This window comes from Ancylobacter mangrovi, from assembly GCF_024752335.1.
GTDB classification, from domain to species: Bacteria; Pseudomonadota; Alphaproteobacteria; order Rhizobiales; family Xanthobacteraceae; genus Ancylobacter; species Ancylobacter mangrovi.
The window spans coordinates 387,997-401,759 of sequence record NZ_JANTHY010000001.1 but is presented as its reverse complement, the minus strand read 5'-3'; the positions used below and the strand labels follow the sequence as shown (position 1 = coordinate 401,759).

Sequence of the window (13,763 nt, the reverse complement as noted above, 5' to 3'; positions counted from 1 at the left end):
GTCTCAATCATACTTGATGTAGGCGAAGCGAAGATCGCTGCGGGGCGTGCCTTCGAGCGCGCTTTCCGGCTCGATGCCGGGCTGCCAGCCGACGACGTCCTCGATCTTCTTCGCAAGCTGCAGATCGCGCTCGGTGATGCCCTTGGCGTCGTGCGACATCAGTCGCACCTCGACCCAGGCATAGGAGGCGGTGAGGTCGGGATGGTGCCAGGCGGCTTCGGCGAGATGGCCGACGGTGTTGATCACCATCAGCGTGCCCTTCCAGCTCGAGGTGCGGTAGGTGCGCCGGATCCAGCCGTCGACCAGCTTCCACTGCGGCAGCTCGGCGGCAAGGCGCGCGGCAACCTCCTCGTCGGCAAGGGTTTTCTTGGGATCGATCGTATTCGGATCCACCGCCATTTCGGGCATCCTCCTGGCCGCGCGCCCATTCTGTCGCGGGCTGCGCTGGCCGATTCGGTAGCACGGTCACGGGGGGTGCGGCAAACCCCGTTCACGCATGGTGAGATTCGCCCGTGCTTGTCCTCGCCGCCTTCCGCGCCTTACGATGAAGCCTGAGGACACGCCCGTGAACAAGACGACGCTCGATCTGAAAGCGGCGAACAGGCAGGAGGAGGACCGCGCGGTGCGCATCGCCGCGCCGGGCCGCCTGCATCTGGGTTTCATCGATCTCGCCGGCACGCTGGGCCGCCGCTTCGGCAGCCTCGGCATCACGCTCGACCGTCCGGCAACCGTGCTGCGCATGCGCCGCGCGGCGCGGCTTTCCGCCTCCGGTCCCGATGCCGACCGGGCGCTGGCGGCGGTGGAGAAGGCGGCGCGCCATTTCGATCTCGATCCCGCCGTCGAGGTGACGGTGGAAGCCGCGCTGCCGCCCCATTCCGGCCTCGGCTCTGGCACCCAGCTCGGCCTCGCCGCGGCGACCGGGCTGTGCCTGCTGCGCGGCCTGACGCTCACGCCGCGCGAGATCGGCGCGGCGTTGGGTCGCGGGGCGCGCTCATCGATCGGCATCGGCGCGTTCACCCAGGGCGGGGTGATCCTCGACGGTGGCAAGAAGCCCGGCTCGAACGCCCCGCCGCCGATCCTCTCGCGCCTGCCCTTCCCCGAGCACTGGCGCATCCTGCTGGTATATGACAGTAGCCATCAAGGGCTTAGCGGCACGGCCGAATCCTCGGCGATGGACAGCCTGCCGCCCTTCGCCGACACGCTGGCCGGCCATATGGCGCGGCTCACGGTGATGGTGGCGCTGCCGGCGCTGGCCGAAGGGGATGTGGATTACTTCAGCGCCGCGGTCGGCGAAATGCAGCGACTTCTGGGCGAGCACTATGCGGATGCCCAGGGTGGCCGCTATACAAGCAGTTCGGTCGCCGAGGTGATGGACTGGCTGGAGAACCGCGGACTGCGCGGACTCGGCCAAAGTTCCTGGGGCCCCACCGGATTCGCCATTATCGGCAGTCCGGAAGACGGCGAACGGATCATGAGCGAGGCGCGCGCCCGTTTCGGGCATCGGTCCGCTCTGGCTTTCGACTGCGTGCGCGGCGGCAATGCCGGCGCACGGATCGAGTGGCTTGCCTGCGTCGAGCAGTGCTAGCGGCGGATTGGCGGAACGCCCGCGTCGCTCTTCATCTCCTCAACAGAGGCCGCAAGGCCCGATTCCACTCGGGAATGAAACGACATGGCGGACTACGCCCCGATTCTCCACATCCTCTCGCCGCTGCGCCACGTCTCGCCCTTCGACGTGAACATGGCGGTCGATGCCGGCTATGCGACCATCCTGCCCTATTCCGGCGTGACGCTGGACGAGGTGGGTGACCTCACTCAGGACATGATGTTCTCGCGCCACCCGGACGCCGCCCCGCGCACCGGGCTGTTCATCGGCGGCAAGGATGCCAGCCTCGCGCTCGACATGGCCGACAAGGCGAAGAGCGTGCTTTTCCCGCCGTTCGAGATCTCGGTCTTCGTCGATCCCGCCGGCTCCTTCACCACCGCCGCCGCCATGGTCGCCGAGGTGGAGCGCAAGCTGCGCCCGACCCGCCCCGAAGGTATCAAGGGCGCCAGGGTGCAGGTCTATGGCGCGACGGGCGTGGTGGGCGGCATTGCCGGCGTGATCGCCGCGCAGGCCGGCGCCGAGGTGACGCTGGTCAGCCATCGCGACATCGAGGCCGTTGCCACCAAGGCGCGCGACTTCAAGCGGCGGTTCGACGTCGACCTCGAAAGCGCCTCGGGGCGCACCGACGAGGAGAAGCGCGCGCTCATCGCCGAGGCCGAGATCGTGCTCGCCTGCGGGCGCGCGGGCGTCGAGATCCTCTCGGCCGACGTGCTGGCGAGCGCGGGCCGGCTGGCCGTGGCCGCGGATGTGAACGCGGTTCCGCCCTCGGGCATTGCCGGCATCGATGCCCACGCGGATGGCAAGGTTCTTGCGAACGGTGCGCTCGGCATTGGCGCACTGACCATCGGCCACCTCAAATACCGCGTGCAGCACGAGCTGTTGCAGCGTATGCGAGTTGCAACCGCGGCCCTCTCTTTCGGATTCGAGGATGCCTTCATTCTCGCACGATCCATCGTCGCCTAAGGATACGGCAGATGTCGTCATTGTCGGCATTGCCGCCCGGGGTCTCGCCGCCGCCGCACGGCGCGCGGGGCTGCGCGCGCTCGTCCTCGACCTGTTCGGCGACGACGACACGCGCGAATTCGCCGTCGCCGCGATTCCGCTCCGGCGGACCGGCGCCTTCGCCATCGATCCGGACGACCTTTTCGAGCAGCTCGCGATCCATGCCGGGCCGGACGTTCCGGTCGTGCTCGGCACCGGCTTCGAGCACGCGCCCGAGGTGGTGGAAGAGCTCGCGAGGCGGTTCCGGCTGGTCGGCAACGGCCGGCCGACCCTCGCCTGGCTCAAGGAGCCGATGATGCTGGAGCGGCTGCTGCACAATCTCGGCGTTCCTCATCCGCGCATCTTCGCCGACCGCGCCCCCGGGGGCGTGACGACGCTGGAGAAGCGCATCGGCGGCTCCGGCGGCTGGCACGTGCGGCCGGCCGAGGAGGCGCGCGGGCGGGGCTGGTACCTGCAGGAGCGGCTCGAGGGCCGCACCGTCTCCGCCCTGTTCCTCGGCGACCGGCGCCAGGCGCGCCTGCTCGCCTTCTCGGAGCAGTGGTGCGCACCCTGCGAGGACGCGCCCTATCGCTATGGGGGCGCCGCGGGGCCGATCCGCCTCGACCCCGAGATCGAGGCCTCGATCGCCGCGGCGCTCGACCGGCTGGTCGGCGCGGCGGGCATCGCCGGGCTCGCCAGCGCCGACCTGTTGCTGCTGGACGAGGGATGGAGCCTCATCGAGGTCAATCCGCGCCCGGGCGCCTCGCTCGACGTGTTCGACCACGCCCCGCTGCCGCCGCTGCTGCGGCTGCATTTCGAGGCGTGCGAGGGCCAGCTTCCCGAACTCGCGCTGCTGACCCCGGAAGCGGCCGGCACGGTGCGCGGGGCGGCGATCTTCTACGCCCCCTCCTCGTTCGAGATGCGGCTCGACCCGCTTCCCGACTGGGTCGCCGACCGTCCGCCGCAAGGCACGCGGATCGAGGCCGGCGAGCCGATCTGTACCCTTTTCGCCGCCGGGCGGGACGTCAGCGAGGTTCGCGACGTGCTGGCACGGCGCCAGGATCAACTGTGGCACGACCTAAGCATGGCCAGCCGCAAGGCTGCGGAGTGATTTTCATGGGCGAGCATATTCGCAACCTGCGCCCGAGCGTTTCCAACCTCGCCGCCCCGCTTGTCGAGGACCTCGTCGCCAAGGCGGGACCGCTGCGGCTCGACGTGACGCGCAGCCCCTGCGGGGCGCGGCTGGTCGACGCCGGAATCAACGCGCGCGGCGGCATGGAAGCGGGACGGCGGATCGCCGAGATCTGCCTCGGCGGACTCGGCTCGGTCGGCATCGCCTCGGGCGGGCGCTTCGCGCGCTGGGCCGACATGATCACCGTCACCACCGCCGATCCGGTGCTGGCCTGCCTCGGCAGCCAGTATGCCGGCTGGAGCCTCGCGGAGGGCGACTTCTTCGCCCTCGGTTCCGGTCCGGCCCGGGCGCTGTGGGCCAAGGAGACGCTGTTCGAGGAGCTCGGCTACCGCGACCGCGCCGACGAGGCTTGCCTGGTGCTGGAGGTCGACCGCCTGCCGCCCGACACGCTGGTGGCGCGGATCGCGCAGGATTGCGGCGTCGACCCGGAGCGGCTGACGCTGATCCTCACCCCCACCTCCAGCCTCGCCGGCACGGTGCAGATCGTCGCCCGCGTGCTGGAAGTGGCGCTGCACAAGACCCACGCGCTGCACTTCCCGCTGGAGCGGGTGGTGGACGGCATCGGCTCCTCGCCGCTGCCCCCGCCGGCGCCGGACTTCGTCTCGGCCATGGGCCGCACTAACGACGCCACGCTCTATGGCGGCAATGTGCAGCTCTTCGTGGAGGGACCGGAAAACGAGGCGCGCGAGCTCGCCGAGGGGCTGCCGAGCTCGTCCTCGCGCGACCACGGGCGGACCTTCGCGGAAATCTTCACCGCCTATAATGGCGACTTCTACGCCATGGACCCGATGCTGTTCAGCCCGGCGCGGGTGACGGTGACCGCGCTCGAGACCGGGCACAGCTTCACCTTCGGCGCCTTCCACGAGGACATACTGGAACGCTCCTTCGCATGAGCGCGCCTCTCAGCGATACGGTCGTCATCTTCACCGAGGATGCCGACTGGCACACGCGCCGGCTCAAGGCGGCGATCGAGGCCGAGGGCCTCGGCGTGGTCGTGCTCTCGCTCAACGATTGCGGCTTCGCCATCGGCGAGACCCCGCACGGGCTGATGCTGCCCGGCTTCGGCGACCGGCTGCCGGCCGCCGCCTTCGTGCGGCTGATCGCCAACGGCACAACCGAGCAGATCACCGCCCGGCTCGGCCTGCTGCATGCGCTGCGCGAGCTCGGCGTGAAGGTGATGAACGACGCGCGCGCGGTGGAGCGCTGCGTCGACAAGAGCATGACCAGCTTCCTCATCGCCCGTGCCGGCCTGCCGACGCCGCGCACCTTCGTGCGCGAGAGCCGCGAGGCGATGCAGGCGCTGGTCGACGAGGCGCCGGGCGACATGGTGCTGAAGCCGCTGTTCGGGGCACAGGGGCGCGGCATCAAGCGCATCGCGCCGCGCGCGCCGCTGCCCGAGCGCGAGAAGGTAGGCTCGGTCTACTACCTGCAGGACTTCGTGGCTCGCGCCTCGGATGAGGCCTTCGAGGACTGGCGGGTGTTCGTGATCGGCGAGACCGTCGTCGCCTCGATGCTGCGCCGCTCGCCGCGCTGGGTCACCAACATCCACCAGGGCGCCGTCGGCGTCGCCGCCCCGGCCGACCCGCGCGCGGCCGAGCTCGCCATCCGCGCCACCGCGGCGGTCGGCGCCGACTATGCCGGCGTCGACCTGATCGAGGACGCGCAGGGCAATTTCACCGTGCTCGAGGTGAACTCCATGCCGGCCTGGAAGGGCCTGCAGAAGACCACGGACATCGACATCGCCGCGGCCCTGGCGGGGCACCTGCTGCGCGCACTGGGGCCGGTGCCGGCCCTATGAGCCCGCAGGACATCGCCGCCGGCGTCGCGGCCGCCTTCCGCGCCGCCTGCCGGGCGGAGCTCAACGCGCTCAAGGTGGGCAACGTCCACCGCCACGGCGCCGGCCATGGCATGGAGGTCGCCCATTTCGAGCGGGCGGCCGACGCCGCCGCCCCTCATATCGCGGCGGTTGGCGCGCGGGTCGGCGCGCGGATCGAGCAGGCGGTCGACGCCTCGCTCGCCGCCGCCGGGCTCAACACCAATCTCGGCATCGTGCTGCTGTGCGCGCCGCTTGCCTCCGCCGCCGAATCCGCCGGCCCCGCGCCGACGGCCGAAGGGCTCCGCGCGCGGCTTCGCGCGGCGCTGGACGGGCTCGACATGGAGGACGCGGCGGCTACCTTCCGCGCCATCACCCATGCCAATCCCGGTGGCCTCGGGCGCGCCACCGAGCACGACGTGACCGGCCCGGTGCGGATCGGGCTGGTGGAGGCGATGGGGCTGGCGGCGGCGCGCGACAGCATCGCCCGCCAGTTCGTCACCGGTTTCGCCGACATCTTCGAGTTCGGCCTGCCGCGCCTGCGCGCGCTCGCCAACGCGCCCGCCGAAGCGCGGACGGAAGCGGTGCATCTGGGCTTCATGGCCGCCTTCCCCGACAGCCACATCGCCCGCAAATCCGGGATCGACATCGCCGAGGCGGTCCGCGCGGAGGCGGCGGCGCTGCTGCCGCGGATCGACTTCCGCGCCCCGGACGCGACGCGCCACGCCGCGCTGCTGCCGTTCGACGTCTCGCTGAAGGCGCGCGGGCTGAATCCCGGCACCAGCGCCGACCTCACGGTGGCGACGCTGTTCACCGACCTGCTGACGGGCGGGAGCCTCAGGCCATGAAGCGCGCGATCGCCGCCGCCGGGAGCCGCCCGTCGTGAAGCGCGCTCGCAAGCAGAACCCCGGCAATGCCGAGATCCGCGAGCCGCGCCAGATCGTCGGCGTGGCGGACCCCGCCGGCGGCATAGACCCGCCGCGCGCCGGCCCGCGCCACGATGCCGGCGAGGCGGCCGAAGTCCGGCCCCTCGCCCGCCCCGACCCGGGCGAGCGTCATGACGATGACCGCCTCCGGCCAGAGCCCGGCCTCGGCATGGATCTCCGCCGGCCCGCGCGGGCCCTCGGGCCCGTAGTCGAGCGACAGCGCCGCCGCGCCCGCGCGGATCGCCGCGAGGCCCAAGGCGAGATCCGCCATGGTCTCGCTGCCGACCACGGAGCGCCCCGGCCCGGCGGCCGCCCGCCGCTCGACGCGCGGGGCTTCCGCCTCGCCCGCATCGACCCAGAGCGCGAGGCCGGGATGGCGGGCCGCGAGCTCGGCCAGCGCCGCGTCATGGCCCGGCCGGCCGGCGATGGCGTCGAGATCGGCCACGTAGAGGCTCGTGAACGGCGCCAGCGCCAGCAGGCCGGCGGCCACGTCGAGCGGCGCCGAGCCGGCGGAGAGCGGCGTCTCGATGGGCCGGTAGGCGGAGCGCTCGCCGCGCCGCGCATGTACGACGGCCCCTCCCATCAGGTCGATCACCGGTATAAGTTCCACCGCTCCAAACCCCGCAGGATGTGCTGATGCTCGTCTTCGTCTGCGAAACGGTCACCGCCGGCGGCTTCGTCGGAGAGGACCTTCCCGACGGCCTGATAGCCGAAGGAACGCTGATGCGCGATGCGCTTATCGGCGATCTGGAGGATCTTCCCGGCATCAGCGTCGTCACGACGCATGACGCCCGCCTGCCCCCGCCCCCGCGCGGCCATTCGACCCCGCTCGCCCCGGGCGAGGATGCGCGCGCGGCGTGGAACCGGCTGGCGGCCGAGGCGCATTGCTGCTGGCCGATCGCGCCGGAGACCGACGGCATACTCGAGCGTTTCGTCGCCGAACTGCGTACCCTCAACCGGCGTGTCGTCGCCTCCGATGCCTCGACGCTGCGCAACTGTTCGAGCAAGAAGCGCACGGCCGCGATCCTCGCCGCGGCCGGCGTCGCGACGGTGCCGACCTGGGGTGTCGACGAAGTGCCGGCCGACGCCGGCGGCCCGTTCGTGGTCAAGCCCGACGACGGCGCCGGCGCGCTCGACGTGACGGTGTGCGCCGGCCGGCCGCAGGGTCCCTACCCGGCGCGGGCGATCGTGCAGCCCTATGTGGAGGGCGTGCCCTCGAGCCTCAGCCTTTTGTGCCAGTCCGGGCGCACCCATGTGCTCGCCGCCAACCGGCAGAACATCGACCGGGCCGACGGCCGGCTCAGCTTCCGGGGCGTGATGGTCGGCGCGCAGCCGGTCGACGACGCTCTGCGCGCGCTGGGCGCGAAGGTGGGCGCCGCCCTGCCCGGCCTGCACGGCATCGTCGGCCTCGACTACATCGCGACGCCCGACGGGCCGGTGGTGGTCGAGGTCAATCCCCGCCTCACCACCAGCTATGCCGGGCTGCGGCAGGCGCTCGGCGTCAACCCGCTCGCCTTCGTCGCCGAGCTGATCCGCGACGGCGCGGTGCCGGACCTGCCGCACCTGCCGCCAGCGCTGCCGGTCGAGGTGATCGCCCGATGAGCATCGCACGTCTGGCATGGGACATCGGCGGCGCGCATGTGAAGCTCGCCGCCTTCGGCCGCGACGGCCGTCTCAAGGCGGTGCGGATCGCCGCCTGCCCGGTGTGGAAGGGGGCGGAGCACCTGCACGAGGCGCTGCGCACGCTGCGGGCGGAGTTTCCGCCCGGCATCCCCTCCGCCGCCACCATGACCGCCGAGCTCGCCGACCTGTGGCCCGACCGGCATGCGGGCGTGGTCGGCACGGCGGCGATCCTGATCGAGGAACTGGCCGGGGCGCCGCTCGCCCTGTTCGCCGGGCCGGAGGGCTTCGTGCCGGCCGAGGAGGCGGCGGCCCATGCCGCGACCATCGCTTCGGCCAACTGGTACGCGACCGCGGCGGTGCTCGCCCATCTGCTGCCCGAGGGCATCCTGCTCGACATCGGCTCGACCACCGCCGACCTCATCCCCTTCGGCTCCGGGCGCGTCGCAGCGCGCGGCTTCAGCGACGCCGAGCGGCTCGCCAGCAATGAGCTGATCTACAGCGGTGCGGTGCGCACGCCGGTGATGGCGCTCGCGACGGAGGCGCCGTTCGGCGGGCGCTGGGTGCCGATGATGGCCGAGCTCTACGCCACCAGCGCCGACATCCACCGCCTGACCGGCGACCTGCCGGAAGCGGCGGACCTCCACCCCAGCGCCGATGGCGGGCCGAAGACGGCCGAGGCCAGCGCGCGTCGCCTGTTGCGCATGGTGGGAGAGGACCTCACGCCCTCGAACCTCGGCGCGGCGCGCGCCCTCGCCCGACACCTCGCCGAGGCGCAGCTCCATCGCCTGTCGCGCGCGCTCGACTGCGTCGCCTCCGGCATGGAGAGCGAGCCCGGCCTCCTCGTCGGGGCGGGCGTCGGGCGCTTTCTCGCCGCCCGGCTCGCGGAACGGCGCGCCATGGCCTATCTCGATCTCGCCGACGTGCTGACGGACGATGCCGCGCTTTCCAGCGACGCTGCCGACTGCGCGCCGGCGGTCGCCGTCGGCCTCCTCGCCGCCGCCCTCACGCCCGCCTGAGCCCCGGAAAACCCCATGTCCGACCGCATCTTCCTTCGAGGCGTCGAGTTGCACGCCCATCACGGCCTCCATGAGGAGGAGGCGCGGCTCGGCCAGCGCTTCGTCGTCGATATCGACTGGTGGCTCGACACGCGGCCGGCGGCGGCGGCCGACGATTACGAGCTGACGGTCGGCTACGAGAAGGTGTTCGCGGTCATCCACGAGGTCTCGACCGGACGGCGCTTCCAGATGATCGAGGCCTTCGCCGACGCCATCGCCGCGGCGGTGCTGGCGCGCTATTCCAGCGTCGAGAAGGTGCGGGTCGAGGTGCACAAGCCCGCCGCCCCGATCGCCGGCATCTTCCGCGATGCCGGCGTCGAGGTGACGCGCAAGAGGTAGTCTGCGCGGAACCCGCCCGTCCCCGTCAGCGCCGCAGGTCGCGGCTCACCCGCACGGGCACCGGGGTCGGCGCCACCGAGCGCGGCGGCAGCGGGGCGAGCGTGCGGCCGGACGTTTCGTGATTGCGCGCAAGGCGGGCGAAACGGTCGCGCCAGGGCACCTCGATCAGGCGGTAGCTGAGCGAGGCGAGCGCGATCACCGCCGCCGCGAAGGCGACCAGCAGCGCCGTCGCCGCCAGCGGGTGGCCGAGATCGTAGAGCAGCTTGGGATCGCCCAGCACCTCGGTCTTCACCTTCAGCGACGCGCCGGTGACGTCGCCATAGAGCCACAGGCCGAAGCCGAGCAGGATCAGCAGCGGCATGTGGATCAGGTAGATCGAATAGGACCACGCGCCGAGCGCGCGGAACGGACGCGTGGTGAGCAGCCGCGAGGCCAAGCCGCCCTGGCGGGCGAAGACGAGGATGGCGAGCGCGAACACCGCCGGCGCCGCCACGCTGAGCGGGCTTGCGCTGTCCGGCCCCATGCCGGCCGCGACGATGAAGAGGCCGGCGAGCAGCACGGCCGCAATCTCCAGCACCGTCGCCGCCGGAAGCGCGCGGCCGCGCATGCGCTCATGCAGGTGATAGGCGCCGACACCGGCGAAGAAGCCGGCGATGCAGCGCAGGAAGCCGTAATCGGCGGTGGAGTTCATGTAGGCCGGCGCCACGATCAGCAGCGTGACGGTCGACGCCAGCGACAGCGCCAGCGCGACCGGCAGCAGCCGGCGCGAGCCGGCCGCCAGCAGCACGGCGGCGAACAGCACATAGGTGTAGAACTCGGCCCCGATGCTCCAGGCCGGCCCGTTCCAGGCGACGCCGTAGAAGCCCATGGAATTGAGCAGCGCCGCGTTCAGCAGCAGGCCCTGCATGGAATAGCCGCCGGTCCCGGCCTCGATCATCAGGCTGTCGGGCAGGCGCCCGCCGAGATTGACGGCCATGACCCCCAGCATCAGCGCGAACAGCACCGTGAGATGAAGCGGCCACAGCCGGCCGATGCGGCGCAACAGGAAGCCGCCCGCCTGGCGAGCGCTTCCCATGCGGTCGCGATAGGCGTGGCAGACGACGAAGCCGGAGAGGACGAAGAAGAAATCGACGAAAAGGTAAGCGTTGGTCACGAAACGCGAATAAATAAAGTCTAATTTGACGATATAGATGAAATGGTAAATTAAAACCATGATTGCGGCGAGACCGCGCCAAGCATCCAATGCGTCAAAGCGGTCGGTAACGGCCGACGATTTCATACCATAACACCTCGCGGAACGACTTTATCCGCCCCCCTTCACCGCCCGACACCCCATGGACGGCATCGGACTAACCGGTGAGCTTCCGACGGGTTCCGAAATTCATTGGGGCAATTCCGGGGCACTCTCGCTATCCGCCGCAGCGGCGACGTGGCCCGACGAGACCGCTCGCGGTAGGCGCGTGTGCCGGAGGGGGCTTCCTGTCGCCCGGCGGAGGCCCTACTTGTTGGCGGCCCGCCTGCAGGAGTGATGCGATGCGCGATGCCGATCCCCAGCCCGTCCGCCTGACTGACTACCGCCCGCCGGACTGGCTGGTCGACACCGTCGACCTCGACGTGCGCCTGCATCCGCAGGCGACCCGCGTGGTGGTCCGGCTCGGCATGCGCCCGAACCCGCTCGGCCGGCCCGGCGCGCCGATCGTGCTCGACGGCGACGAGTTGGAGCTGAAATCGGTGGCGCTCGACGGCGCGCCGCTGGCCGGCGCCGGCTACGCCGCCACCCCCTCCTCGCTCACCATCCTCGCCCCGCCGCAGGACCCGCTGGTGCTGACGATCGAGACCGTGCTCGACCCGTCGGCCAACACCAAGCTGATGGGCCTCTACTGCTCCAGCGGCACCTACTGCACCCAGTGCGAGGCCGAGGGCTTCCGCCGCATCACCTATTTCCCGGACCGGCCGGACGTGCTCGCCGTCTACACGACCCGCATCGAAGCCGAGTGCGAGGAGGCCCCGGTGCTGCTCGGCAACGGCAACAAGGTTGACAGCGGCGATGTCGAGGGCACCACCCGCCACTTCGCCGTCTGGCACGATCCCTGGCCGAAGCCCTGCTACCTGTTCGCGCTGGTGGGCGGGAAGCTCGACCGCATCACCGAGCCCTTCGTCACCGCCACCGGCAAGGAGGTCGAGCTCGGCATCTATGTCGAGCCCGGCAAGGCGGGGCGCGCGGGCTACGCCATGGACGCGCTGAAGCGCTCCATGCGCTGGGACGAGGAGGTGTTCGGCTGCGAATACGACCTCGACGTGTTCAACATCGTCGCCGTGGCCGACTTCAACATGGGGGCGATGGAGAACAAGGGGCTCAACGTCTTCAACGACAAATACGTGCTCGCCAGCCCCGAGACCGCGACCGACGCGGACTACGCCAATATCGAGGCGATCATCGCCCACGAATATTTCCACAACTGGACCGGCAACCGCATCACCTGCCGCGACTGGTTCCAGCTCTGCCTCAAGGAAGGGCTGACGGTCTTCCGCGACCAGGAGTTCTCCTCCGACCAGCGCTCGCGCCCGGTCAAGCGCATCGCCGACGTGCGGCTGCTGAAGAGCCACCAGTTCGCCGAGGATGCCGGCCCGCTGGCGCATCCGGTGCGGCCGGCGACCTATCGCGAGATCAACAACTTCTACACCGCCACCGTCTACGAGAAGGGCGCCGAGGTGGTGCGGATGCTGAAGACGCTGCTGAGCGAGGAAGGCTTCCGCGCCGGCATGGACCTCTATTTCGACCGCCATGACGGGCAGGCCGCGACGGTGGAGGAGTTCCTCACCTGCTTCGCCGACGCCAACGGCGCCGACCTCTCGCAATTCGCGCTGTGGTACGCGCAGTCGGGCACGCCGCAGGTCGAGGTGAACGGCCATTGGGACGCGGCGGCGCGCAGCTACCGGCTCGATGTTCGCCAGACGCAGGTGCCGACGCCCGGCCAGCCGGACAAGCAGCCCATGCTGATCCCGCTCGCGCTCGGCCTCGTCGGCGCCGACGGGCGCGACCTGCCGCTGGTCCCCCATGACGGCACCAACGCCGCCGGCTCGGTGCTGGTCGTCAGCCGGCCGGAGCAGAGCTTCGTTTTCCGCGACGTCGAGGCGCGGCCGGTGCCCTCGATCAACCGCGGCTTCTCCGCGCCGGTGAAGCTGACCACCAACCTCGCCAGCGAGGACCTGCTGTTCCTCGCCCGCCACGACACCGACCCGTTCAACCGCTTCGAGGCCGGCCAGACGCTCGCCCTCGCCCATCTGGTGAGCGCGAGCGGGCTGGCGCCCGAGAAGACCAGCGCCGGCCCCCCGTCCGGCGGCGGCACGGCGCTGGTGGAGGCGCTGATCGAGGCGCTCGGGGCGAGCCTCGAGGACGAGACGCTCGATCCCGCCTTCATCGCCCAGGTTCTCTCGGTGCCCTCGGAGGGCGACATCGCCCGCGAGATCGGCAGCGAGGTCGATCCCGACGCGATCCACGCCGCGCGGCGCTCGCTGCGGCGCGCGCTCGGCGAGGCGCTGCGCCCGGGGCTGGAGCGCGCCTATGGCCGCCACGCCCCCGACGGCGCCTATTCGCCCGACGCGGTCTCCGCCGGCCGGCGGGCGCTGCGCAACGCCGCGCTCGAGCTGATGGCAAGCACCGGGGAGGCGGCCGACATCGCGCGGGCGCTCGCCCATTTCGAGACCGCCGACAACATGACCGACCGCTTCTTCGCGCTGTCGGTGCTCGCCCATCACGCGCCGGCCGAGCGCGACGCGGCGCTCGACGCCTTCTACCAGCGCTTCCGCGACGACCCGCTGGTGATCGACAAATGGCTGGCGCTGCAGGCGCAGATCGCCGAGCCGGAGACGCTGGAGCGGGTGCGCGAGCTGACCCGCCATCCGGCCTTCTCCATGGGCAACCCGAACCGGGTGCGGGCGCTGATCGGCAATTTCGCGGCGGCGAACCAGACCCAGTTCCACCGCCCCGACGGCGCCGGACACCTGTTCGTGGCCGATGCCGTGCTGGAGCTCGACAGGCGCAACCCGCAGGTGGCGGCACGGCTGCTCGGTGCCTTCAAGAGCTGGCGCTCGCTGGAGCCGACGCGGCGCGGCTCCGCCGAGCGCGCGCTGAGGCGGATCGCCGACGGCCCCGGGCTCTCGCCGGATGTGAGCGACATCGTCGCCCGTTCGCTCGGTTGAGCGCGTTAAGTACTATGAATTGCTTGCA

At 71.2% G+C, this 13,763-nt stretch carries 13 protein-coding genes; 10 read left to right on the top strand and 3 right to left on the bottom strand.

What is annotated here, in order from left to right; genetic code table 11:
• Positions 1–3: 3 nt before the first annotated feature.
• The gene (locus tag NVS83_RS01850; protein ID WP_258737797.1) at positions 4–399 is read right to left on the bottom strand and encodes a 4a-hydroxytetrahydrobiopterin dehydratase; all 396 of its coding nucleotides are present in this window, start codon (positions 397–399) and stop codon (positions 4–6) included.
• A 166-nt stretch (positions 400–565) separates the two neighbouring features.
• Between NVS83_RS01850 and NVS83_RS01845 the strand changes: the two genes are divergently transcribed.
• The 6 genes from NVS83_RS01845 to NVS83_RS01820 all read left to right on the top strand — a co-directional run bounded on the left by NVS83_RS01845 (position 566) and on the right by NVS83_RS01820 (position 6,437).
• On the top strand, positions 566–1,585 hold the full coding sequence (locus NVS83_RS01845; RefSeq protein ID WP_258737796.1) for a beta-ribofuranosylaminobenzene 5'-phosphate synthase family protein: 1,020 nt from the start codon (positions 566–568) through the stop codon (positions 1,583–1,585).
• 84 nt (positions 1,586–1,669) lie between these two features.
• Positions 1,670–2,566, top strand: a complete 897-nt coding sequence (locus tag NVS83_RS01840; RefSeq protein ID WP_258737795.1) for an NAD(P)-dependent methylenetetrahydromethanopterin dehydrogenase — start codon at positions 1,670–1,672, stop codon at positions 2,564–2,566.
• Complete coding sequence (locus tag NVS83_RS01835) at positions 2,532–3,695, top strand: ATP-grasp domain-containing protein (RefSeq protein WP_258737794.1); 1,164 nt, start codon at positions 2,532–2,534, stop codon at positions 3,693–3,695. The genes NVS83_RS01840 and NVS83_RS01835 overlap by 35 nt, the downstream gene beginning before the upstream one ends.
• Before the next feature lie 5 nt (positions 3,696–3,700).
• Positions 3,701–4,669 (top strand): methenyltetrahydromethanopterin cyclohydrolase, encoded by a 969-nt coding sequence (gene mch, locus NVS83_RS01830; protein ID WP_258737792.1) that lies wholly within the window; start codon positions 3,701–3,703, stop codon positions 4,667–4,669.
• A complete protein-coding gene (locus NVS83_RS01825; RefSeq protein WP_258737791.1) occupies positions 4,666–5,574 on the top strand; it encodes an ATP-grasp domain-containing protein in 909 nt (302 codons plus the stop codon). Before mch ends, NVS83_RS01825 begins: the two co-directional genes overlap by 4 nt.
• Entirely contained in the window at positions 5,571–6,437 is an 867-nt protein-coding gene (locus NVS83_RS01820) for a triphosphoribosyl-dephospho-CoA synthase (protein WP_258737790.1), read from the top strand. Before NVS83_RS01825 ends, NVS83_RS01820 begins: the two co-directional genes overlap by 4 nt.
• On the opposite strand, the gene NVS83_RS01815 is transcribed toward NVS83_RS01820, so the two are convergent.
• Positions 6,427–7,125 (bottom strand): HisA/HisF-related TIM barrel protein, encoded by a 699-nt coding sequence (locus NVS83_RS01815; protein WP_258737789.1) that lies wholly within the window; start codon positions 7,123–7,125, stop codon positions 6,427–6,429. The genes NVS83_RS01820 and NVS83_RS01815 overlap by 11 nt on opposite strands.
• Before the next feature lie 26 nt (positions 7,126–7,151).
• Between NVS83_RS01815 and NVS83_RS01810 the strand changes: the two genes are divergently transcribed.
• The 3 genes from NVS83_RS01810 to folB are packed head-to-tail and all read left to right on the top strand — an operon-like array spanning position 7,152 to position 9,532.
• The gene (locus NVS83_RS01810) at positions 7,152–8,117 is read left to right on the top strand and encodes an ATP-grasp domain-containing protein (protein WP_258737788.1); all 966 of its coding nucleotides are present in this window, start codon (positions 7,152–7,154) and stop codon (positions 8,115–8,117) included.
• On the top strand, positions 8,114–9,154 hold the full coding sequence (locus tag NVS83_RS01805; RefSeq protein WP_258737787.1) for a hydantoinase/oxoprolinase family protein: 1,041 nt from the start codon (positions 8,114–8,116) through the stop codon (positions 9,152–9,154). The genes NVS83_RS01810 and NVS83_RS01805 overlap by 4 nt, the downstream gene beginning before the upstream one ends.
• A 15-nt stretch (positions 9,155–9,169) precedes the next feature.
• Positions 9,170–9,532, top strand: coding sequence for a dihydroneopterin aldolase (gene folB / locus NVS83_RS01800; protein ID WP_258731096.1), 363 nt, complete (start codon positions 9,170–9,172; stop codon positions 9,530–9,532).
• Positions 9,533–9,557: 25 nt separating this feature from the next.
• On the opposite strand, the gene NVS83_RS01795 is transcribed toward folB, so the two are convergent.
• On the bottom strand, positions 9,558–10,811 hold the full coding sequence (locus NVS83_RS01795; protein ID WP_258737786.1) for an acyltransferase family protein: 1,254 nt from the start codon (positions 10,809–10,811) through the stop codon (positions 9,558–9,560).
• Between the two features lie 254 nt (positions 10,812–11,065).
• Between NVS83_RS01795 and pepN the strand changes: the two genes are divergently transcribed.
• The gene (pepN, locus tag NVS83_RS01790) at positions 11,066–13,735 is read left to right on the top strand and encodes an aminopeptidase N (RefSeq protein ID WP_258737785.1); all 2,670 of its coding nucleotides are present in this window, start codon (positions 11,066–11,068) and stop codon (positions 13,733–13,735) included.
• Positions 13,736–13,763 lie beyond the last annotated feature (28 nt).

Excerpts from the sequence above, each read along its gene's own strand:
- NVS83_RS01850 (WP_258737797.1), bottom strand. The coding sequence starts at position 399 with ATGGCGGTGGATCCGAATACGATCGATCCCAAGAAAACCCTTGCCGAC.
- NVS83_RS01840 (WP_258737795.1), top strand. The coding sequence starts at position 1,670 with ATGGCGGACTACGCCCCGATTCTCCACATCCTCTCGCCGCTGCGCCAC.
- NVS83_RS01835 (WP_258737794.1), top strand. The coding sequence starts at position 2,532 with ATGCCTTCATTCTCGCACGATCCATCGTCGCCTAAGGATACGGCAGAT.
- mch (WP_258737792.1), top strand. The coding sequence starts at position 3,701 with ATGGGCGAGCATATTCGCAACCTGCGCCCGAGCGTTTCCAACCTCGCC.
- NVS83_RS01825 (WP_258737791.1), top strand. The coding sequence starts at position 4,666 with ATGAGCGCGCCTCTCAGCGATACGGTCGTCATCTTCACCGAGGATGCC.
- NVS83_RS01820 (WP_258737790.1), top strand. The coding sequence starts at position 5,571 with ATGAGCCCGCAGGACATCGCCGCCGGCGTCGCGGCCGCCTTCCGCGCC.
- NVS83_RS01810 (WP_258737788.1), top strand. The coding sequence starts at position 7,152 with ATGCTCGTCTTCGTCTGCGAAACGGTCACCGCCGGCGGCTTCGTCGGA.
- NVS83_RS01805 (WP_258737787.1), top strand. The coding sequence starts at position 8,114 with ATGAGCATCGCACGTCTGGCATGGGACATCGGCGGCGCGCATGTGAAG.
- folB (WP_258731096.1), top strand. The coding sequence starts at position 9,170 with ATGTCCGACCGCATCTTCCTTCGAGGCGTCGAGTTGCACGCCCATCAC.
- NVS83_RS01795 (WP_258737786.1), bottom strand. The coding sequence starts at position 10,811 with ATGAAATCGTCGGCCGTTACCGACCGCTTTGACGCATTGGATGCTTGG.
- pepN (WP_258737785.1), top strand. The coding sequence starts at position 11,066 with ATGCGCGATGCCGATCCCCAGCCCGTCCGCCTGACTGACTACCGCCCG.